Source organism: Pseudomonas tumuqii, assembly GCF_013184545.1.
GTDB classification, from domain to species: domain Bacteria; phylum Pseudomonadota; class Gammaproteobacteria; order Pseudomonadales; family Pseudomonadaceae; genus Aquipseudomonas; species Aquipseudomonas tumuqii.
This window is the reverse complement of the sequence record NZ_JAAOJA010000006.1, coordinates 225,580-245,875: the sequence shown is the minus strand read 5'-3', so window position 1 is coordinate 245,875 and position 20,296 is coordinate 225,580. Positions and strand designations below refer to the sequence as shown.

Sequence of the window (20,296 nt, the reverse complement as noted above, 5' to 3'; positions counted from 1 at the left end):
CGCGCCGATCGGTTAGCGGCCAGCTGCCTCCGGCGATGACTGTCGATTGATGCGCATCAAGACCCACACCGGCAGCGCTGGCACACTGGCTGCGTCACTCTGCAGGATGCAATTCATGTCTAGCGAGCTCCGCCCTTCCCGCCTGTTCGTCGTGCCCCTACTGCTGGGCCTGCTCGCCGCCGGCCTGCTCGGCTATTGGCTGTCGCTCAGGGAACGTCTGCCCGAAGGCCTGGCCATGGGCAACGGGCGCCTGGAGGCCACCGAGGTGCAGATCGCCAGCAAGTACCCCGGGCGCCTGGCCGAGGTGCGGGTGCAGGAAGGCGACCGGGTGCAGAAAGGCCAGTTGCTCGCCCGCCTGGACACCCGCACCCTGGAGGCCCAGCGCGCCCAGGCCGAGGCCGAGGTGCGCCGCGCCGAGGAGAACCTGGCCGCCAGCCAGGCCACCGTGCGCCTGCGCGAGAGCGAGCGGCGGCTGGCCGAGCAGGACCTCAAGCGCTTCCGCGAGCTGTTCCGGCGTGGCCACACCAGCCGCCAGCAACTCGACCAGCAGCAGGCGCGCTTCGACACCGCCGGCGCCGCCCTGGAGGCCGCCCGCGCCCAGGTCTCGGCGGCCCGCGCGGCGATCGGCGCGGCCCAGGCGCTGGTCGCCCAGCTGAGCAGTGAGATCGACGACAGCAGCCTGCGCGCGCCGCTCGACGGCCTGGTCCAGCTGCGCCTGGCCGAGCCCGGCGAGGTGCTCGGCGCCGGCGGCCGGGTGCTGCTGCTGATCGACCCCGGCGAGCAGTACATGAACCTCTACCTGCCCGCCGCCGTCGCCGGCCGCCTGACCCAGGGCGACGAGGCGCGGGTGCTGCTCGACGCCCTGCCCGAGCGGCCGCTGCCGGCCAGGATCGCCTATGTGGCCGCCAAGGCGCAGTTCACCCCCAAGGAGGTGGAGACCCGTGACGAGCGGCAGAAGCTGGTATTCCGGGTCAAGCTGCGCCTGACCGAGCCGGCCGCCGTGCCCCAGGCCAAGCCGGGCATGCCCGGCGCCGGCTATGTGCGCAGCGCCGAGGTCGCCTGGCCGGCCGAGCTGCAATGAGCGCCTGGGCGATCCGCGCCGAAGGCCTGCAGCATGGCTACGGCAAGCAGCTGGCGCTGGACGGGATCGACTTCAAGCTGACGGTCGGTGCGCGCTGCGCCCTGATCGGCCCGGACGGCGCCGGCAAGTCCAGCCTGCTGGGGCTGATCGCCGGGGTGAAGAAGCTGCAGCGCGGCAACCTGGAGGTGCTCGGCGGGCCGATCGAGCAGCGCCGCCACCGCACCAGCCTGTACCCGCGCATCGCCTTCATGCCCCAGGGGCTGGGGCACAACCTCTACCCCGACTTGTCGATTGCCGAGAACATCCACTTCTTCGCCACCCTGTTCGGTCTGAGCCGCGCCGAGCGCCAGGCGCGCATGGCCAACCTGCTGGCGGCCACCGACCTGACCCGCTTCGCCGAGCGCCCGGCCGGCAAGCTGTCCGGCGGCATGAAGCAGAAGCTCGGGCTGTGCTGCGCGCTGATCCACGAGCCGGACCTGCTGATCCTCGACGAGCCGACCACCGGGGTCGACCCCTTGTCGCGCCGGCGCTTCTGGGAACTGGTCGAGCAGGTGCGTGGCGGCCGGCCGCAGCTGACCCTGCTGGTGGCCACCGCCTACATGGAGGAGGCCGAGCAGTTCGAACACTGCCTGATGCTCGACCGCGGCCGGCTGATCGCCGCGGGCCGTACCGCCGAGCTGGCCAGGGTCACCGCCAGCGGCCACCTGGACGAAGCCTTCACCCACTTCCAGGGCGGCGCCGCGCCGCGCCAGGCGCTGCTGATCCCGCCGCTGCCCGCGCAGTCCGCCGAGATCGCCATCGAGGCCCGCGACCTCAGCCTGCGCTTCGGCGATTTCACCGCGGTGGACAAGGTCAGCTTCGCCATCCGCCGCGGCGAGATCTTTGGCTTTCTCGGCTCCAACGGCTGCGGCAAGACCACCACCATGAAGGTGCTCACCGGCCTGCTGCCGGCCAGCGCGGGCAGCGCCCGGTTGCTCGGCCAGCCGGTGGACGCCGGCGACCTGGCCACGCGCAAGCGGGTCGGCTTCATGTCGCAGAGCTTCTCGCTGTATGGCGAGCTGAGCGTGCGGCAGAACCTCGAACTGCATGCGCGCCTGTTCGACCTGCCGGCGAGCGAGGGCCGCACGCGCAGCCAGGCGCTGATCGAGCGCTTCGGTCTGACCGAACACGCCGGCGACGCGGCCGGCGCCCTGCCCCTGGGCCTGCGTCAACGGCTGTCGCTGGCGGTGGCGGTGATCCATGGCCCGGAGGTGCTGATCCTCGACGAACCCACCTCCGGCGTCGACCCGGCGGCGCGCGACGACTTCTGGCGCCTGCTGCTGGAGCTGTCGCGCGAGCAGGGGGTGACCATCTTCCTCTCCACTCACTTCATGAACGAGGCCGAGCGCTGCGACCGCATCTCGCTGATGCATGCCGGGCGGGTGCTGGCCTGCGACACCCCGGCCGCGCTGCAGCAGCAGTTCGCCGCGCAGGACCTGGAACAGGCCTTCGTCCGCTGCCTGGAGCAGGCCCAGGGCGACAGCCCCGCGGCGCCGCCAGCGGCTGTTGCCGCCGCGACCGCCGGCGCCGTGCCGCTGCAGCCCGGCTTCAGCCTGCGCCGCCTGCGCGCCCTGGCCGTGCGCGAGAGCATGGAGCTGCTGCGCGACCGGGTGCGCCTGGCCTTCGCCCTGTTCGGCGCCTTGTTCATGATGGTGATCTTCGGCTACGGCATCTCCCTGGACGTGGAGCACATCGCCTTCGCCGCCCTCGACCAGGACCAGTCGCCGCACAGCCGCGCCTACCTGGAGGCGTTCCGCAGCTCGCGCTATTTCGACGAGCGCGCGCCGATCAGCGACGCCGGCGAGCTGCACCGGCGCCTGCAACGCTCGGAGCTGAAGCTGGCGCTGCAGATCCCGCCGGGCTTCGGCCGCGACCTGCTGGCCGGGCGCCAGCCGCAGGTGGCCGCCTGGCTCGACGGCGGCATGCCGTTTCGCGCCGAGACCAGCCGCAACTATATCGAGGCCGTGCACCTGGCCAACCTCGAACGCCTGGCCCGGGAGAGCAGCCCGACCCTCGCCGCGCCGGCCGTGGCGCGCCTGGAGACGCGCTTTCGCTACAACCAGGATGTGGTCAGCGTGCACGCCATCGGTCCCGGGGTGATGGCGCTGATCCTGGCCTTCATCCCGGCCATGCTCACCGCACTGGGCGTGGTGCGGGAAAAGGAGCTGGGCTCGATCAGCAACTTCTACGCCACGCCGCTGACCCGCCTGGAGTTCCTGCTCGGCAAGCAGCTGCCGTACCTGGTCATCAGCCTGCTCAACCTGGCCATGCTGGTGGCTCTCAACCGCCTGCTGTTCGGCGTGCCGTTCAAGGGCAGCGGCCTGACCCTGGCGCTCGGCGGCCTGCTCTACCTGCTCGCCACCACCAGCCTGGGCCTGCTGATCTCGGCCTTCACCCGCACCCAGATCGCCGCGATCCTCGGCACGGTGATCATCACCACCCTGCCGACCATCCAGTATTCCGGGCTGATCGTGCCGCGTTCCTCGCTGGAAGGCGGCTCGGCGTTGATGGGCCACGTGTTCCCGGCCGGGCACTTCCTCGACATCGCCGTCGGCACCTTCACCAAGGCCCTCGACCTGCGCAGCCTGTGGCCGCAATGCCTGGCGCTGCTGGGCTTCTTCCTCGTCGCCAGCGCGCTCAGCGTGTGGCTGCTGAAGAAGCAGGAGGTCTAGGGTGAACAAGCTGGCGCATATCTTCCGCCTCGGCCTCAAGGAGCTGACCAGCCTGCGCCACGACAGCGTGCTGCTGCTGTTCCTGCTGTATGCCTTCAGCGTGGCCGTCTACATGCCGGCCACCGGCTCGGTGATCGGCGTGCACCATGCCAGCGTGGCCATAGTCGACGAGGACCGCAGCCTGCTGTCACGGCGCCTGGCCGAGGCGCTGCAGCCGCCGGAATTCCAGATCCCCGAAGCGCTGCCCTACGACCAGCTGGACGCGGCCCTGGACAGCGGCCGCTTCACCTTCGTCATCGACGTGCCGGCGAACTTCCAGGCCGACCTGCTGGCCGGGCGCCAGCCGGCCCTGCAGGTCAACGTCGACGCCACCGCCATGAGCCAGGCGTTCATGGGCGCGCGCTACCTCGGCCAGATCCTGCAGCGCGAGCTGCTCGACTACAGCCATCAGGACGCCGCCGCACAGGCGCCGGTCGGGCTGACCAGCCGCGCGCTGTTCAACGCCAACCTGCAGGGCGGCTGGTTCCTCGCGCTGCTACAGATCGTCAACCACATCACCATCCTCGCCGTGCTGCTGACCGGCACCGCGCTGCTGCGCGAACGCGAGCACGGCACCCTCGACCACCTGCTGGTGCTGCCGTTGACCGCACTGGAGATCATGCTGGCGAAGATCTGGAGCAACGCCCTGGTGGTGGTGATCTGCACCTGGCTGTCGCTCGAGCTGGTGGTCAAGGGCGCGCTCGGCGTGCCGCTGGCCGGCTCGCTCACCTTGTTCCTCGCGGTGACCGCGCTCTACCTGTTCGCCAGCACGGCGCTGGGCATCTTCCTCGCCACCCTGGCGCGCTCGATCCCGCAGTTCGGCCTGCTGGCGATCCCGGTGATCATCCCGATGCTGATGCTCTCCGGCGGCAGCACACCGCTGGAGAGCATGCCGCTGTGGCTGCAGTGGCTGATGCAGTTCTCCCCGTCCACCCACTACCTCAGCCTGAGCACCTCGATCCTGTTTCGCGATGCCGGCCCGGGCGTGCTCTGGCCCGAGCTGGCGGCGCTGACGGCGATCGGCCTGGCGTTCTTCGGCCTGGCGCTGCGGCGCTTTCGCAGCAGCCTGACGGCCTAGACCGCGACCGGCGCGCTGATATGCGGATGGGCCTGGTAACCGAGCAGCTCGAAGTCCTCGAATTTGAAGGCGAAGATGTCCTTCACTTCGGGGTTGAGCTTCATCACCGGCAGTGGCAGCGGCTCGCGGCTCAGTTGCAGGTCGGCCTGTTCGAGGTGGTTGGCGTACAGGTGGCAGTCGCCGCCGGTCCAGATGAATTCGCCCGGTTGCAGGTCGCAAACCTGGGCGACCATCAGGGTCAGCAGGGCGTAGCTAGCGATGTTGAAGGGCACGCCGAGGAAGATGTCGGCCGAGCGCTGGTACAGCTGGCAGCTCAGCTTGCCCTCGGCGACGTAGAACTGGAACAGCGCATGGCACGGCGGCAGGGCCATCTGCTCGACCAGTGCGGGATTCCAGGCGGTGACCAACAGGCGCCGCGAGTCGGGGTTGCTCTTGATCATCGCGATCAGCTTGGCGATCTGGTCGATCGACTCGCCATTCGGCGCCGGCCAGTTGCGCCACTGGTAGCCGTAGACCGGACCGAGGTCGCCGTTCTCGTCGGCCCACTCGTCCCAGATGCGCACGCCGTGGTCCTTCAGGTACTGGATATTGGTGTCGCCCTGAAGGAACCACAACAGCTCGTGGATGATGGATTTCAGGTGGCACTTCTTGGTGGTGACCAGGGGAAAACCCTCGGCCAGGTCGAAGCGCATCTGGTGGGCAAACAGGCTGTAGGTGCCGGTGCCGGTGCGGTCGCTCTTGAAGGTGCCGGTGTCGCGCACCAGGCGCATCAGGTCGAGGTACTGTTTCATCGGGCGGCTCCCTGGACGGCTTGGCGGTGGTAGGCGAACCAGATCAAGCCCACCCCGAGAAGAATCATCGGCAGACTGAGCACCTGGCCCATGGTCAGCCAGTTCCAGGCCAGGTAACCGAGCTGCGGATCCGGCACCCGGACGAATTCGACGATAAAGCGGAACAGCCCATAACAGGCGGCGAACATGCCCGACACTGCCATGGTCGGCCGCGGTTTGCGCGAGTAGAACCAGAGGATGGCGAACAGCGCCACGCCTTCCAGGGCGAACTGGTAGAGCTGCGACGGATGGCGCGCCAGTTGCTCGGGGTCGGTCGGGAAGACCATGGCCCAGGGCAGGTCGGTGGCCTTGCCCCAGAGTTCGGCGTTGATGAAGTTGCCGATGCGCCCGGCGCCCAGGCCGATCGGCACCAGCGGCGCGATGAAATCCATCAACTGGAAGAAGCTCTTGCCGTTGCGCTTGCCGAACCACCAGCTCGCCAGCATCACGCCGATAAAGCCGCCGTGGAACGACATGCCACCCTTCCACACCTGCAGGATCAGGCTCGGCTGATCGATATAGGCCGCCAGGTCGTAGAACAGCACATAGCCCAGACGGCCACCGAGGATCACCCCCATGGCCACCCAGAACACCAGGTCGGAGAGTTTCTCCTTGCTCCAGTTCGGCTCGAAGGTGCTCAACCGGCGCGACGCCAGCCACCAGGCGCCGCCGATACCGATCAGGTACATCAGGCCGTACCAGTGAATTTTCAGCGGGCCCAGGGCAATCGCCACCGGGTCGATCTGCGGGTAAGGCAGCATCAGTAACTCCTCAAATCAAAAAACTCAGGCCAACGCTGAATAACAGCAAGGCAAACAGACGCCTAAGCAGACGTGGCGAAAGACGATGCGCCAGGCGTGCGCCGAAGCGGGCAAAGAACATGCTGGTGAAGGCAATCCCGGCCATCGCCGGCAGATAGACGAAGCCCAGGCTCCAGTCCGGCAGTTGCGGGCTGTCCCAGCCCAGCCACATGAAGGTCAGCGCGCCGGCCACGGCAATCGGCAAGCCGCAGGCCGAGGAGGTCGCCACCGCCTGCTGCATGGGCACGCTGCGCCAGGTCAGGAAGGGCACGCTGAGCGAACCGCCGCCAATCCCGAAGATCGCCGAGGCCCAGCCAATCAAGCCGCCGGCGGCGGTCAGGCCCAGCTTGCCTGGGACAACATTGCTGGCCTTGGGTTTCAACTCCAGGGCCATCTGCAGGGCGATGACGATGGCGAATACGCCGATGATTTTCTGCAGCAGCGGTCCCTTGATCGCGGCCGCGGTCATGGCCCCCAGGGCCGCTCCCAGGAGAATTCCCAGGGTCATCCAGATGAAGATCGGCCAGCGCACGGCGCCCTTGCGCTGGTGTTCGAGTACCGAGTTGATCGAGGTGAAGACGATGGTTGCCAGCGAAGTCCCCACCGCCAGATGGGTCAGCACATTCGGCTCGAAGCCCTGGGCGGCGAAACTGAAGACCAGCACCGGCACGATGATGATCCCGCCACCGACGCCAAACAGCCCGGCCAGCACTCCCGCTGCGGCGCCCAGCATTAAATACAGCACGAGTTCCATCGCCACCCCCAAAAACAAAGCGCAATGGTAATCGTCGCAGGCAGATGCGGGAAGCGCGAAGCGGAATCCACCACTTGCGCAATCGGGTGGCTGCGCTGCAATCTTAGGACTTCAAGCTACCTGCCCGCGAAAGGACTCCCATGTGCCTGATCGTATTCGCCTGGCGTCCCGGTCATGAGCTGCCGCTGGTCATGGCCGCCAACCGCGACGAGTTCTATGCCCGCCCCAGCCTGCCGCTGGCCCAGTGGCCGGATGCACCGGGCCTCTACGGAGGACGCGACCTGGAGGCCGGCGGCACCTGGCTGGGCATCGGCCCGCACGCACGCTTCGCCGCGCTGACCAATATCCGCGACCCGCGCCAGCCACCACGGGGGCGCTCGCGCGGCGAACTGCCGGTGCAATTCCTGCGCGGCGAACTGGGCCCCGAGGCATTTCTGCGGGAGACGGCGCAACGGGCCGGCGACTACTCGGGGTTCAACCTGCTGGTCGGCGACCGCCACCACCTCTGGCTGCTGAATTCACGCACGGGCGTACCCGAGCAACTGAGCGCCGGCCTCTACGGGCTGTCCAATGCCGAACTGGATACCCCCTGGCCCAAGGTCGAAAAGGCCAAGGCCCTGCTCGGCGAATGCCTGACAGCGCCCCAGGTACCGTCCCTGCTGGACCTGCTGCATGATGGGCAACAAGTCGAGGATGCGCGCTTGCCCGACACCGGCGTCGGCCTGAACACCGAGCGCGTGCTCTCGAGCATCTTCATCGCCACCCACAGCTATGGCACCCGCGCCAGCACGGTGCTGCTGGTCAAGGCCGACGGCTCGCGAACCCTGGTCGAGCGCAGCTACGGGCCCTTTGGCGCACACCTGAACGAGGTGAGGATCGAGCGCTAGGCTGCGTCCCTCATGGGCTCAGAGGTTGTGGAAAATCGAGCGCCAGGACGTTTTTTACAGAATCTCAGGCCTGGATATTCGACGCCGGATTGATCATTCGGCCCAGGCCAAGGTTGCGCAGGGCCAATTGCAGGGTGCTGTGGATCACTTGCGGATTGTCGATGGTCATCACCTGAGCCAGCAGCTCCTTGGCTTTGCCCAGGCTGATCTGACGCAGCAGCCACTTGACCTTGGGCAGGTTGGTGGCGTTCATCGACAGGCTGTCGAAGCCCATGGCCATCAGCAGCACCGCCGCCGCCGGATCGCCGGCCATTTCGCCACAGATGCTCACCGGCTTGCCTTCGGCATGGGCGCCCTCGACCACCTTGCACAGCGCTTGCAGCACCGCCGGATGAAGGAAGTCGTAGAGGTCGGCGACCCGCGGATTATTGCGATCCACCGCCAGCAGGTACTGGGTCAGGTCGTTGGAGCCGACCGAGAGGAAGTCGACCTGACGCGCCAGCTCGCGAACCTGGTAGACCGCGGCGGGGATCTCGATCATCACCCCCACCGGCGGCATCGGGATGTCGATGCCCTCGTCGCGCACTTCACCCCAGGAGCGGTGGATCAGGTGCAGCGCTTCTTCCAGTTCCTGAATCCCGGAAATCATCGGCAACAGGATGCGCAGGTTATCCAGGCCTTCACTGGCCTTGAGCATGGCGCGGGTCTGCACCAGGAAGATTTCCGGGTGGTCGAGGGTGACGCGGATGCCGCGCCAACCGAGGAAGGGGTTTTCTTCCTTGATCGGGAAATAGCTCAGCGCCTTGTCGCCGCCGATATCCAGGCTGCGCATGGTCACCGGCAACGGATGGAAGGCGACCAGCTGCTCGCGATAGATGGCCAACTGCTCCTTCTCGCTGGGAAAGCGCTCCTTGATCATGAAGGGCACTTCGGTGCGGTACAGGCCCACGCCCTCGGCGCCACGTTCCTGGGCGCGCTTCACATCGGCCAGCAGACCGGTGTTGACCCACAGCGGCATGCGGTAACCGTCCAGCGTCTCGCAGGGCAAGCCACGCAAAGCATCGAGGCCCTGGGTCAGCTGGCGCTCTTCCTCGACCACCTCGGCATACTGCTTGCGCAGCAGCTCGCTGGGGTTGGTGAACACCTCGCCGTGGTAGCCATCGACGATCAGCTGGATGCCATCGATCTTCGAATAGGGCAGGTCGACCACCCCCATCACCGTGGGAATCCCCATGGCACGGGCGAAGATCGCCACGTGCGAGTTGCCCGAACCCTGCACCGAAACCAGGCCGACCAGCTTGCCTTCGGGCACTTCGCCGAGCATGGCCGGCGACAGTTCCTCGCTGACCAGGATGCAATTATCGGGATACACCAGGGTCTGCTGGCGTGCCTGCTGCAGGTAGGCGAGCAGGCGCCGGCCGAGGTCCTTGACGTCGGAGGCGCGCTCACGCAGGTAGGCGTCGTCCATCAGTTCGAAGCGATTGACGTGCTCGCTGACCACCTGGCGCAAGGCACCCTGGGCCCACTGTCCGGTCTTGATGACCTTGACCACCTCGTTACCCAGGGCGGCGTCTTCCAGCATCATCAGGTAGACGTCGAACAGCGCGCGCTCTTCCGGGCGCAGCTGGGTCGCCATCTTCGCCGACAAGGCGCGCATGTCGGTGCGCACGCCTTCCAGGGCGGTGTTGAACAGCAGCAGCTCGGCGGTGATGTCCTCGACGTGTTTGTCCGGCACCACCTCTAGGTCGGCCGGCGGCAGAACCACCACCGCCGTACCCACCGCCGCGCCGGGCGAACCCGGCACGCCAACGAACTTGGCCTCCTGGATGCCCTTGCCCTGCTTGCCCAGGCCACGGATCGAACCGGTCGCCTCGGCGTGCGCGATAACCCCGGCGAGCTGGGCGCTCATGGTCACCAGAAAGGCTTCTTCGCCCTCGTCGAACTGGCGCCGCTCCTTTTGCTGGATCACCAGCACCCCCATCACCTTGCGGTGGTGGATGATCGGCGAACCGAGGAAGGAGGCATAACGCTCCTCGCCGGTTTCGGCAAAGTAGCGGTAGCGCGGGTGTTCGGAGGCGTTCTCCAGATTGAGCGGCTCCTCGCGGGTGCCGACCAGGCCGACCAGGCCCTCGTTGGGCGCCATGCTGACCTTGCCGATGGAGCGCTTGTTCAGGCCATCGGTGGCCATCAGCACGAAACGGTTGCTCTCCGGGTCGAGCAGATAGACCGAGCAGACCTGGCTGCCCATGGCCTCCTTGACCCGCTGCACAATGATGCCCAAGGCCGCTTTGAGGTCCTTGGCGGCATTAACTTCCTGGACGATCTTGCGCAGCGTATTGAGCATGGCTCGGCTCTAGTCCGTATCAGTCCCGCGCCAACAGGCGCGGAGCGAGTTCCTTGAGGGCGCGGCGATAAACCTCGCGCTTGAATGTGACCACCTGGCCCAACGGGTACCAGTAACTGACCCAGCGCCAGCCATCGAACTCGGGCTTGCCGGTCAGGTCCATGCGTACCCGCTGTTCGTCCGACGTCAGACGCAGCAGGAACCACTTCTGTTTCTGGCCGATGCACAGCGGTTGACTGTGGGTGCGAACCAGACGCTGAGGCAGACGATACCTCAACCAACCCCGGGTGCAGGCGAGAATTTTCACATCCTGCTGTTCCAGGCCGACTTCCTCGGTCAGTTCGCGGTACAGCGCTTCTTCCGGCGACTCATAGTCGTTGATCCCGCCTTGCGGGAACTGCCAGGCGTCCTGGTTTATCCGACGCGCCCAGAGCACCTGGCCGACTTCATTGGTCAGAATGATGCCGACATTGGGGCGAAAACCATCAGGATCGATCACGGCGCACAACCTCGTAAACGCATGTTTCGGCATTGTTCCACAAAGGTTGCAACAGCGGCAACGCGAGCACCCGAATGGGCAGGCCCGGTAAAAGTCGTTATCCTGACGGCCCTCCTAGGTTTTGATGAAAGGTGCCGCGTGCGTCTGGCTTTATTCGATCTCGACAACACCCTGCTCGGCGGCGACAGCGACCACGCCTGGGGCGATTACCTGTGTGCGCGCGGCATTCTCGATGGCGATGCCTACAAGGCGCGCAACGATGAGTTCTACCAGGACTACCTGGCCGGTCGCCTGGACATCCGCGACTACCTGAACTTCAGCCTGGCGATCCTCGGCCGCAGCGAGATGGCGCAACTCGAGCAGTGGCACCGCGAGTTCATGCGCGACTGCGTCGAACCGATCATCCTGGCCAAGGGCGAAGCCCTGCTCGAGGAACACCGCGCCGCCGGCGACAAGCTGTTGATCATCACCGCCACCAACCGCTTCGTCACCGCGCCGATTGCCGCGCGCCTGGGCGTCGACACCCTGCTGGCCACCGAATGCGAAATGGCCGACGGGCGCTACACCGGGCGCACCACCGACGTGCCCTGCTTCAAGCAAGGCAAGGTCACCCGCCTCAACCGCTGGCTGGCGGAAAGCGGTTTCAGCCTGGAAGACAGCTGCTTCTACAGCGACTCGATGAACGACCTGGCGCTGCTGGAACAGGTCAGCCACCCGGTGGCAGTCGACCCCGACCCGAACCTGCGCGACGAAGCCGAGAAACGCGGCTGGCCGATCATCTCGCTGCGCTAGCAAGCGCCTGTCACCGCGCCTAACCCCTCCGCACTACAAATGCCGGCGCAACTCGCCCGTAGGATGGCGTTGAGCGCAGCGATACCCATCGAACGATTTATACCTGTATCCGGTTGTCGTGGCTGAAATCCATGATGGGTTACGGCGCGGTTATTCTGCTGGTAGCAGGTCAATTTGTGGGCGCCTAACCCATCCTACGGTCTTGATCCTTGAGCACCCAGTTTGCTGCGCGACAGCGCAGCGTGTGGACGACAGGAGGTCTCCCACAATGCTGCAGACCTTGCGCATAAGCACAGGATCTCCATGAGTGCCTGCCCCATCAGGCCGGTTTGGCGCCCATCAGGCCCATGATCACCAGCAACAGCAGGACGATCAACCCGGCATAGACAGCGGTAAAACCCAGCAGGCGGCTGGCAGCCGGCGTTTCGCCGAGCGCCTGCCAGGCGGCCAGGCGACCGGCGAGCAACAGCCCGCAGAGCATCATCAGCGCGAACAGGATGCTGCCGAGCAGCAACCAGGTCTGCCCCAGCGGCCAGCCGACCATATCCACCAGGCCCCAGCCACTGACCGGCAAGCTCAACGCCAGCAGGCCCAGCAGCGGCAGGCTGATCATGCGGGTGCGCCGCAGCTTGCGCTGCAGGATGGCCGCATCGCCGCCACGCCGGGCCTTCCACAGCATGAAGACATGGACCAGCACGCCGAGCAGCAGGAGGATGGCGGGCAGGCTGTGGGCGATGCGCAGTAGCAGGTATGGATCCATAACGGCTGGGTTCCCTGTCGGATTATCGACGCAAGAGGTCGTTGAGCAGTGTCATAGGCCGGACGCCGCTGAATGCAACGCCGCACGGCCGCCTACATTGCGGTCCCGGCGAGCGATTAACCAAGAAAAAGTGTGTAAGCCGGGTTGTCGCTCTCGTCCCAGTACGGATAGCCGATCGCGTCCAGCGCCGCCGCCACCAGATGACGCTCGGCCTCCGGCACCTGCAGACCGGCGACCACCCGTCCATCGGCGGCGCCGTGGTTGCGGTAGTGGAACATCGAGATGTTCCAGCGCCCACCGAGTTTCTGCAGGAAGTTGAACAGCGCCCCCGGCCGCTCGGGGAACTCGAAGCGGAACACCACCTCGTCGCGCACCCGCGCCGCATGACCGCCGACCATATGGCGGATGTGCAGCTTGGCCAGCTCGTTGTCGGTCAGGTCCACCACCGGGAAGCCCTGGCCCCGCAGGTTTTCCACCAGGGCGGCGCGCGGGTCGTTTTCCGGGTGGGTCTGCACGCCGACGAAGATGTGCGCTTCCTTGTCGCTGTGGTAGCGGTAGTTGAACTCGGTGATCTGGCGCTTGCCGATCGCCTCGCAGAAGGCCTTGAAGCTGCCCGGCTGCTCGGGAATGGTCACGGCGATGATCGCCTCGCGCTTCTCGCCCAGCTCGGCACGCTCGGCGACATGCCGCAGGCGGTCGAAGTTGACGTTGGCGCCGGAGTCGATGCCGACCAGCACCTGGCCGCTGCAGCCCTCGCGCTCGACGTACTTCTTGATCCCGGCCACGCTCAGGGCGCCGGCCGGCTCGGTGATCGAGCGGGTGTCGTCGTAGATGTCCTTGATCGCCGCGCAGATCTCGTCGGTGCTGACGGTGATCACCTCGTCGACATGCTCGCGGCAGACATCGAAGGTGTACTGGCCGATCTGCGCCACCGCGACGCCGTCGGCGAACAGCCCGACCTGTGGCAATACCACCCGCTCGCCGGCGGCCATGGCCGCCTGCAGGCAGTTGGAATCGTCCGGCTCGACGCCGATGATGCGGATCTCCGGGCGCAGGTATTTGACATAGGCGGCGATCCCGGCGATCAGCCCGCCGCCGCCGACCGGGACGAAGATCGCGTCCAGCTGGCCCGGCTGCTGACGGAGGATTTCCATGGCCACCGTGCCCTGGCCGGCGATGGTGTGCGGATCGTCATAGGGGTGGATATAGATGTAGCCCTTCTCCTCCACCAGCTTCAACGAAAAGGCCAGCGCCTCGGGGAAGCTGTCGCCGTGCAGCACCACCTTGCCGCCGCGCGAGCGCACGCCCTGGACCTTGATCTCCGGGGTGGTCTTGGGCATCACGATGGTCGCCTTGACCCCCAGCACCTTGGCCGCCAGGGCCAGGCCCTGGGCATGGTTGCCGGCGGAGGCGGTGACCACCCCGCGCGCGCGCTCCTCGGCCGAGAGCTGCGCCAGCTTGTTGTAGGCGCCGCGAATCTTGAACGAGTACACCGGCTGCAGGTCTTCGCGCTTGAGCAGAATCTGGTTGCCCAGACGCTCGGACAGTTGGCTGGCGGCTTGCAGCGGGGTTTCCACCGCGACGTCGTAGACGCGCGAGGTGAGGATCATCTTGACGTACTGTTCGAGCATGGCGTTATCGCAGGCGGCTTTTCGAGGGAGTCAGCGAGTCTACCCCAGGCTCGCGCCGAACGACCATACGAAGCCCGGGGTTTTGCCACCTGGAGCTGCCCTGACGGCGAAATCGGCGGGCGCAGTCGATCACGCCGTCCATGGCCGCCTGAGTGCGCGGCTACAGATCAGGGCTCCAGGCCGATCCCGCGCAGAATCACACTGGTCACCGTCTGCACCGCCCGCTCGAACTGCAGGTCGGACAGCGGCTGGTGATCGTTGAGCACCCCGACCTGATGGCTGAAGTCGGCGTAGTGCTGGGTCGAGGCCCAGATCATGTAGAGCAGCGCCGAGGGTTCCACCGCCAGGATGCGCTTGTCGTCCACCCACTGGCGAATCTTCGCCTCCTTCATCTTCGCCCAGCTGTACAGGCTGTCATCCAGGGTCGCGCCGAGCATGGGCGCGCCGTGGATGATCTCGTCGGCCCAGACCTTGGAACCATGGGCGCGGGTGCGCGAGTGGTTCATCTTGGCGCGGATGTAGGTGCTGAGCACCACACGCGGATCGTCGTACATCTCGAAGCACAGTGCGTCCTGCTTCCACACCTCGAGCAGGCCGAGCAGCACCGCGCGGTAGAGGTCGTCCTTGGTGCTGAAGTAATAGTGCAGGTTGGAACGCGGCAGTCCGACCTGTTCGGCGATGTCGGCCATGGCGGTGCCACCATAGCCCTTCTCGGCGAAGACCTGTTCGGCGGCCAGAAGGATTTTGTCGACATTGCGTCGACGAATCTCGCTCTTGTGAGTGCCCATGCTCGGTCCATTGCGGCGGAATTGGCCAAGGCTACCACCCACGTCCATTCCGGGCGACGGAAAGCCTTGGGCTTGGCGTCCGGCATCGCTATAATCCGCAAGCTTCACACGACTGGCACAGTCCGGTCGCTCCCGCCACCTGTCCGAGGGGCGCTGCAGCAAGACCCGCCACGCGGGGATTTGTCAGGCTCGGATGGGGCGTTAACCATACGCATCAACGGCGCCCATTCGACACAAACGAATGGAGAACTCATTTATGAGCGCTGTACTGACGCCTGCCGGTTTTACCGATTTCAAAGTCGCCGACATTGCCCTGGCCGCCTGGGGCCGCCGCGAAATCATCATCGCCGAATCGGAAATGCCCGCGCTGATGGGCATGCGCCGCAAGTATGCCGCCGAGCAACCGCTCAAGGGCGCGAAGATCATCGGCTGCATCCACATGACCATCCAGACCGCCGTGCTGATCGAAACCCTGATCGCCCTGGGCGCCGAAGTACGCTGGTCGAGCTGCAACATCTTCTCCACCCAGGATCAGGCCGCGGCCGCCATCGCCGCCGCCGGCATCCCGGTATTCGCCTGGAAGGGCGAGACCGAAGCCGAATACGAGTGGTGCATCGAGCAGACCATCCTCAAGGACGGCCAGCCGTGGGACGCCAACATGGTGCTCGACGACGGCGGCGACCTGACCGCGATCCTGCACCAGCAATACCCGGCCATGCTCGACAGGATCCACGGCGTCACCGAAGAAACCACCACCGGCGTGCACCGCCTGCTCGACATGCTCAAGGCCGGCACCCTGAAAGTCCCGGCAATCAACGTCAACGACTCGGTGACCAAGAGCAAGAACGACAACAAGTACGGCTGCCGCCACAGCCTCAACGATGCGATCAAGCGCGGCACCGACCACCTGCTGTCCGGCAAGCAGGCGCTGGTGATCGGCTACGGCGACGTGGGCAAGGGTTCGGCGCAATCGCTGCGCCAGGAAGGCATGATCGTCAAGGTCAGCGAAGTCGATCCGATCTGCGCCATGCAGGCGTGCATGGATGGCTTCGAACTGGTTTCGCCATTCAAGGACGGGATCAATGACGGCACTGCCGCCAGCATCGACGCCGCCCTGCTGGGCAGGATCGACCTGATCGTGACCACCACCGGCAACGTCAACGTCTGCGATGCGAACATGCTCAAGGCCCTGAAGAAGCGCGCCGTGGTGTGCAACATCGGCCACTTCGACAACGAGATCGACACCGCCTTCATGCGCAAGAACTGGGCCTGGGAAGAGGTCAAGCCGCAGGTGCACAAGATCCACCGCAGCGGCGCCGGCAGCTTCGACCCGCACAACGACGACTACCTGATCCTCCTGGCCGAAGGCCGTTTGGTCAACCTGGGCAACGCCACCGGCCACCCGAGCCGGATCATGGACGGTTCCTTCGCCAACCAGGTGCTGGCGCAGATCTTCCTGTTCGGCCAGAAGTTCGCCGAGCTGCCCACCGCGCAGAAGGCCGAACGCCTGTGCGTGGAAGTGCTGCCGAAGAAGCTCGACGAAGAAGTGGCGCTGGAGATGGTCAAGGGCTTCGGCGGCGTGGTCACTCAGCTGACCAAGCAGCAGGCCGAGTACATCGGCGTCAGCCAGGAAGGCCCGTTCAAGCCGGACGCCTATCGTTACTAAGAGCCCGTAGGTTGGGGCAAGCCGCGCAGCGGCCTGCCCCATCGACAACCTTGGAGGGTTACGCGCCGCGCAGATCCTACTGCGAGCCTTCGCTCAGATGATGGGCGGCGCTAACCCACCCTACGCCCAAGCCTGGTATTTCCTATGTCCCAAGAACGCCGTTACAGCTTCGAGTTCTTCCCTGCCAAGACCGAAGCCGGGCATGAAAAACTGTTGAACACCGCGCGCCAGCTGGCCGCCTACCAGCCGGACTTCTTCTCCTGCACCTACGGCGCCGGCGGCTCGACCCGCGACCGCACCCTGAACACCGTGCTGCAGCTGAATAACGATGTCGGCGTGAGCACGGCGCCGCACCTGTCCTGCGTCGGCGACTCCAAGGTCGAGTTGCGCGAGCTGCTGAACACCTACAAGGATGCCGGGATCGAGCGCATCGTCGCCCTGCGCGGCGACCTGCCGTCCGGCATGGGCATGGCCAGTGGCGAGCTGCGCTACGCCAACGAGCTGGTCAGCTTCATTCGCGAAGAGACCGGCGATCACTTTCACATCGAGATCGCCGCCTACCCGGAGATGCATCCGCAGGCGCGCAATTTCGAGGACGACATCGCCAATTTCGTGCGCAAGGCCAAGGCCGGCGCCAGCAGTGCGATCACCCAGTACTTCTTCAACGCCGACAGCTACTTCTACTTCGTCGAGCGGGTGCGCAAGCTGGGCGTGGATATCCCGGTGGTGCCGGGGATCATGCCGATCACCAACTACAGCAAGCTGGCGCGCTTCTCCGACGCCTGTGGCGCCGAGATCCCGCGCTGGGTGCGCAAGCAGCTGGAGGCCTATGGCGACGACAGCGACAGCATTCGCGCCTACGGCGAGCAGGTGATCAGCGAGATGTGCGAACGCCTGCTGCAGGGCGGCGCGCCGGGCCTGCACTTCTACAGCATGAACCTGGCAGAACCCAGCCTGGCAATCTGGAACAACCTCAAGCTGCCGCGCTGAAACTGCACCGGGGATGTTCTGCGTGACGCCGTCTGGTAGCAGGTGGCGGCACTTGGCGGCTCACTGCAGGTCACATGCCCGCCGCCTGTTAGGCTGATGGCAAACGCCGCCATGCAGGCGAGCCCAGCAGCATCGCCAACCCGGGGCAAACGCTGCCGCACAGCCGCCCCCTCTTTTGACCGCGCCCGGCCATGTACGGCCTGAGCGGGATGACAACCATGGAGCGCCGCAATGGCCACAAGAAAAACCACCAACGCCACCGTGACCCCCAAGGGCAGCCTGGAAACCCTCTCGCAGCGCGAGGTCCAGCAACTGCGCGAGACCGGCTCCGGCAGCGTCTACGCGCTGTTCCGCCAGTGCGCCCTGGCGATCCTCAATACCGGTTCGCACAGCGACAACGCCAAGACCATCCTGGAAGCCTACCCGGACTTCGAGATCCGCATCCATCAACAGGATCGCGGCATTCGCCTGGAGCTGATCAACGCCCCCGCCGATGCCTTCGTCGACGGCGAGATGATCGCCAGCACCCGGGAGATGCTGTTCAGCGCCCTGCGCGACATCGTCTACACGCAGAGCGAGCTGGAAAATCAGCGGGTGGATTTCAGCAGTTCGAAAGGCATCACCGACTACGTCTTTCACCTGCTGCGCAACGCCCGCACCCTGCGCGCCGGCGTGGAGCCGAAAATGGTGGTGTGCTGGGGCGGCCATTCGATCAGCACCGAGGAATACAAATACACCAAGGTCGTCGGCCATGAACTGGGCCTGCGCGGCCTGGATATCTGCACCGGCTGCGGCCCCGGCGTGATGAAGGGGCCAATGAAAGGCGCGACCATCTCTCACGCCAAGCAGCGCAATGTCGGCGGGCGCTACCTGGGCCTGACCGAACCGGGCATCATCGCCGCCGAGGCGCCCAACCCGATCGTCAACGAGCTGGTGATCCTGCCGGATATCGAGAAGCGTCTGGAGGCCTTCGTCCGCGTAGGCCATGGCATCATCATCTTCCCCGGCGGCGCCGGCACCGCCGAAGAGCTGTTGTATTTCCTCGGCATCCTGATGCACCCGGACAACCAGGACCTGCCCTTCCCGCTGATCATGACCGGGCCAAAGAAAGCCACGCCCTATATCGAGCAGCTGTACGAGTTCATTGGCGCCACCCTCGGCCCGCAAGCACAGCAGCGCTGCAAGATCATCATCAATGACCCGAGTCAGGTGGCCCGGGAGATGGCGCAAGGCATCCATGAGGTCACCCAGTACCGGCGCAAGCAGAATGACGCCTTCCACTTCAACTGGCTGCTGACGATCGACGAGCACTTCCAGCACCCCTTCGAACCGACCCACGAGAACATGGCCAGCCTCAAGCTGACCCGCAACCAGCCGGTGCATGAACTGGCCGCGCACTTGCGCCGCGCGTTCTCCGGCATTGTCGCCGGCAACGTCAAAGACAAGGGCATCCGCCGGATTGAACAGCACGGCCCCTACGAGATCACCGGCGACCGGGACATCATGCAGCCGCTGGATCGCCTGCTGCAGGCCTTTGTCGACCAGCATCGGATGAAGCTGCCGGGCAACACCGCCTACGTGCCCTGCTACAAGCTGGTGACCTGAACAGGTTCATCGCGCCCTCCGCGGAGGGCGCGATGAACCTGTGTTTTGTGAACTCAGCACGCGAATTAGACCATCGGACCGCTTTTCAGCGCCGGGCTGCCCGCGTAATCTGGCGCAATGCCATTATTCCACCGCCAATTAATCGTCGCACTGCTGTTCGCCTGCCTCAGCCTCGCGGCCCAGGCGCAGCCGCTGCGTATCGTCAGCGAAGCCTGGCCACCCTATATCCTTGACGACAACGGCGTCCTGCGCGGCCTCGATTACGAAGCCGCGCATACCGTCCTGCAACGCCTGGGCGTCGAGGTCGAATGGCAGCTGCTGCCGTGGCGGCGCTGCCTGATGGCGATGGAGCAGGGCCAGGCCGACGGCATCCTGGGCATCTTCCACACCCCGGAGCGCGAAGCCTCGATGCTGTTTCCCCACGAGCCGCTGTCGCAGGTCGAGCTCGTGCTGTTCTATGCCAAGGCCAACCCCCATCCCTTCCACAGCCTGAAGGATCTGCACGGACTGAAAATCGGCGTCTCCGCCGGCTACTGGTACAGCGACCGGGCCTTTCGTGAATCCGAGCTGTTCACCCGCGAGCCGGCCCCCAGCCACGCGGCCAACTTCGGCAAGCTGGTACGCAAACGGGTCGACCTGGTGATCAACGACCGCCGTGGCGGCCATTTCGTCCTGGCGCAGACGGGCCTGGATAAACACGTCCGCCAGCATCCCCGGGTCATCAGTCGCGACCAGATGTACCTGGGCCTGCGCCGCGATGCCGGGCTTGAGGAGCTGGCCCGGCGCTTCGCCAACGAACTGCGCCGGTTCAAGCGCGAGCCGGCCTACGCAGCCCTGCAAGCACGCTACACACACCCGGCTCATGCCCGCCGCGCAGACCGCCCCTCCAACAAGCCGGCAAACCATTAAGCAGGTGAACGCTGCGCAAGGGCATTGCTCTGTTATACTCCGGCCTTCCCGCCAGGCTTGCGCCCGGATGCTAGTCCCCAGAGACCAGCAGTACCGGACGGGATTGCGCCCCCCAAGCGCGATTCAAGTCAG

At 65.8% G+C, this 20,296-nt stretch carries 17 protein-coding genes and 1 riboswitch; of the genes, 9 read left to right on the top strand and 8 right to left on the bottom strand.

Features of this window, described 5'->3' with window-relative positions; genetic code table 11:
* Positions 1–115: 115 nt before the first annotated feature.
* From G9C89_RS13635 to G9C89_RS13625, 3 genes are read left to right on the top strand one after another with little or no spacing between them, the layout of a single operon-like run.
* Complete coding sequence (locus G9C89_RS13635; protein ID WP_172148807.1) at positions 116–1,081, top strand: HlyD family secretion protein; 966 nt, start codon at positions 116–118, stop codon at positions 1,079–1,081.
* Positions 1,078–3,792 carry a ribosome-associated ATPase/putative transporter RbbA gene (rbbA, locus tag G9C89_RS13630; RefSeq protein ID WP_172148805.1) on the top strand — a complete coding sequence of 905 codons (2,715 nt, stop codon included), beginning with the start codon at positions 1,078–1,080 and terminating at the stop codon, positions 3,790–3,792. The genes G9C89_RS13635 and rbbA overlap by 4 nt, the downstream gene beginning before the upstream one ends.
* A 1-nt stretch (position 3,793) precedes the next feature.
* Positions 3,794–4,909: an ABC transporter permease gene (locus G9C89_RS13625; protein ID WP_172148803.1), complete on the top strand. Its 1,116-nt coding sequence runs from the start codon at positions 3,794–3,796 to the stop codon at positions 4,907–4,909.
* Here G9C89_RS13625 and G9C89_RS13620 read toward each other — a convergent pair.
* Genes G9C89_RS13620 through G9C89_RS13610 form a run of 3 tightly spaced genes read right to left on the bottom strand, consistent with a single transcriptional unit; the run spans position 4,906 to position 7,293 of the window.
* Complete coding sequence (locus tag G9C89_RS13620; RefSeq protein WP_172148801.1) at positions 4,906–5,700, bottom strand: thymidylate synthase; 795 nt, start codon at positions 5,698–5,700, stop codon at positions 4,906–4,908. The genes G9C89_RS13625 and G9C89_RS13620 overlap by 4 nt on opposite strands.
* Positions 5,697–6,500, bottom strand: coding sequence for a prolipoprotein diacylglyceryl transferase (lgt, locus tag G9C89_RS13615; RefSeq protein WP_172148799.1), 804 nt, complete (start codon positions 6,498–6,500; stop codon positions 5,697–5,699). Before lgt ends, G9C89_RS13620 begins: the two co-directional genes overlap by 4 nt.
* 10 nt (positions 6,501–6,510) lie before the next feature.
* The gene (locus G9C89_RS13610) at positions 6,511–7,293 is read right to left on the bottom strand and encodes a sulfite exporter TauE/SafE family protein (protein ID WP_172148797.1); all 783 of its coding nucleotides are present in this window, start codon (positions 7,291–7,293) and stop codon (positions 6,511–6,513) included.
* 140 nt (positions 7,294–7,433) lie between these two features.
* On the opposite strand from G9C89_RS13610, the gene G9C89_RS13605 reads away from it, so the two are divergent.
* Positions 7,434–8,180, top strand: coding sequence for an NRDE family protein (locus tag G9C89_RS13605; RefSeq protein ID WP_172148795.1), 747 nt, complete (start codon positions 7,434–7,436; stop codon positions 8,178–8,180).
* Between the two features lie 64 nt (positions 8,181–8,244).
* On the opposite strand, the gene ptsP is transcribed toward G9C89_RS13605, so the two are convergent.
* Both ptsP and G9C89_RS13595 read right to left on the bottom strand, forming a co-directional pair.
* Positions 8,245–10,524, bottom strand: a complete 2,280-nt coding sequence (gene ptsP, locus G9C89_RS13600) for a phosphoenolpyruvate--protein phosphotransferase (protein ID WP_172148784.1) — start codon at positions 10,522–10,524, stop codon at positions 8,245–8,247.
* Positions 10,525–10,543: 19 nt separating this feature from the next.
* Positions 10,544–11,023 carry an RNA pyrophosphohydrolase gene (locus G9C89_RS13595; RefSeq protein ID WP_172148782.1) on the bottom strand — a complete coding sequence of 160 codons (480 nt, stop codon included), beginning with the start codon at positions 11,021–11,023 and terminating at the stop codon, positions 10,544–10,546.
* Between the two features lie 138 nt (positions 11,024–11,161).
* Between G9C89_RS13595 and G9C89_RS13590 the strand changes: the two genes are divergently transcribed.
* Positions 11,162–11,815 carry a histidinol-phosphatase gene (locus tag G9C89_RS13590; RefSeq protein WP_172148780.1) on the top strand — a complete coding sequence of 218 codons (654 nt, stop codon included), beginning with the start codon at positions 11,162–11,164 and terminating at the stop codon, positions 11,813–11,815.
* A gap of 319 nt (positions 11,816–12,134) precedes the next feature.
* On the opposite strand, the gene G9C89_RS13585 is transcribed toward G9C89_RS13590, so the two are convergent.
* The 3 genes from G9C89_RS13585 to G9C89_RS13575 all read right to left on the bottom strand — a co-directional run bounded on the left by G9C89_RS13585 (position 12,135) and on the right by G9C89_RS13575 (position 14,994).
* A complete protein-coding gene (locus G9C89_RS13585; protein ID WP_172148778.1) occupies positions 12,135–12,575 on the bottom strand; it encodes a DUF2269 family protein in 441 nt (146 codons plus the stop codon).
* Between the two features lie 116 nt (positions 12,576–12,691).
* Positions 12,692–14,206 (bottom strand): threonine ammonia-lyase, biosynthetic, encoded by a 1,515-nt coding sequence (gene ilvA, locus G9C89_RS13580; protein WP_172148776.1) that lies wholly within the window; start codon positions 14,204–14,206, stop codon positions 12,692–12,694.
* Between the two features lie 167 nt (positions 14,207–14,373).
* A complete protein-coding gene (locus G9C89_RS13575; protein ID WP_172148774.1) occupies positions 14,374–14,994 on the bottom strand; it encodes a TetR/AcrR family transcriptional regulator in 621 nt (206 codons plus the stop codon).
* A 139-nt stretch (positions 14,995–15,133) separates the two neighbouring features.
* A riboswitch (S-adenosyl-L-homocysteine riboswitch) is annotated at positions 15,134–15,227 on the top strand.
* 23 nt (positions 15,228–15,250) lie between these two features.
* Between G9C89_RS13575 and ahcY the strand changes: the two genes are divergently transcribed.
* The 4 genes from ahcY (at position 15,251) to G9C89_RS13555 (ending at position 20,164) form a co-directional block, all read left to right on the top strand.
* Complete coding sequence (ahcY, locus tag G9C89_RS13570) at positions 15,251–16,660, top strand: adenosylhomocysteinase (protein ID WP_172148772.1); 1,410 nt, start codon at positions 15,251–15,253, stop codon at positions 16,658–16,660.
* Between the two features lie 144 nt (positions 16,661–16,804).
* Positions 16,805–17,650 carry a methylenetetrahydrofolate reductase [NAD(P)H] gene (gene metF / locus G9C89_RS13565; protein WP_172148770.1) on the top strand — a complete coding sequence of 282 codons (846 nt, stop codon included), beginning with the start codon at positions 16,805–16,807 and terminating at the stop codon, positions 17,648–17,650.
* A 231-nt stretch (positions 17,651–17,881) separates the two neighbouring features.
* Positions 17,882–19,255 (top strand): nucleotide 5'-monophosphate nucleosidase PpnN, encoded by a 1,374-nt coding sequence (gene ppnN, locus G9C89_RS13560; protein WP_172148767.1) that lies wholly within the window; start codon positions 17,882–17,884, stop codon positions 19,253–19,255.
* Between the two features lie 117 nt (positions 19,256–19,372).
* Entirely contained in the window at positions 19,373–20,164 is a 792-nt protein-coding gene (locus tag G9C89_RS13555) for a substrate-binding periplasmic protein (protein WP_172148765.1), read from the top strand.
* Positions 20,165–20,296 lie beyond the last annotated feature (132 nt).

Bases quoted from the DNA above. Each gene is read 5' to 3' on its own strand.
- rbbA (WP_172148805.1), top strand. From the start codon at position 1,078: ATGAGCGCCTGGGCGATCCGCGCCGAAGGCCTGCAGCATGGCTACGGC.
- ppnN (WP_172148767.1), top strand. From the start codon at position 17,882: ATGGCCACAAGAAAAACCACCAACGCCACCGTGACCCCCAAGGGCAGC.
- G9C89_RS13575 (WP_172148774.1), bottom strand. From the start codon at position 14,994: ATGGGCACTCACAAGAGCGAGATTCGTCGACGCAATGTCGACAAAATC.
- lgt (WP_172148799.1), bottom strand. From the start codon at position 6,500: ATGCTGCCTTACCCGCAGATCGACCCGGTGGCGATTGCCCTGGGCCCG.
- ptsP (WP_172148784.1), bottom strand. From the start codon at position 10,524: ATGCTCAATACGCTGCGCAAGATCGTCCAGGAAGTTAATGCCGCCAAG.
- G9C89_RS13555 (WP_172148765.1), top strand. From the start codon at position 19,373: ATGCCATTATTCCACCGCCAATTAATCGTCGCACTGCTGTTCGCCTGC.
- ahcY (WP_172148772.1), top strand. From the start codon at position 15,251: ATGAGCGCTGTACTGACGCCTGCCGGTTTTACCGATTTCAAAGTCGCC.
- G9C89_RS13605 (WP_172148795.1), top strand. From the start codon at position 7,434: ATGTGCCTGATCGTATTCGCCTGGCGTCCCGGTCATGAGCTGCCGCTG.
- G9C89_RS13610 (WP_172148797.1), bottom strand. From the start codon at position 7,293: ATGGAACTCGTGCTGTATTTAATGCTGGGCGCCGCAGCGGGAGTGCTG.
- G9C89_RS13635 (WP_172148807.1), top strand. From the start codon at position 116: ATGTCTAGCGAGCTCCGCCCTTCCCGCCTGTTCGTCGTGCCCCTACTG.
- G9C89_RS13585 (WP_172148778.1), bottom strand. From the start codon at position 12,575: ATGGATCCATACCTGCTACTGCGCATCGCCCACAGCCTGCCCGCCATC.
- metF (WP_172148770.1), top strand. From the start codon at position 16,805: ATGTCCCAAGAACGCCGTTACAGCTTCGAGTTCTTCCCTGCCAAGACC.
- G9C89_RS13620 (WP_172148801.1), bottom strand. From the start codon at position 5,700: ATGAAACAGTACCTCGACCTGATGCGCCTGGTGCGCGACACCGGCACC.
- ilvA (WP_172148776.1), bottom strand. From the start codon at position 14,206: ATGCTCGAACAGTACGTCAAGATGATCCTCACCTCGCGCGTCTACGAC.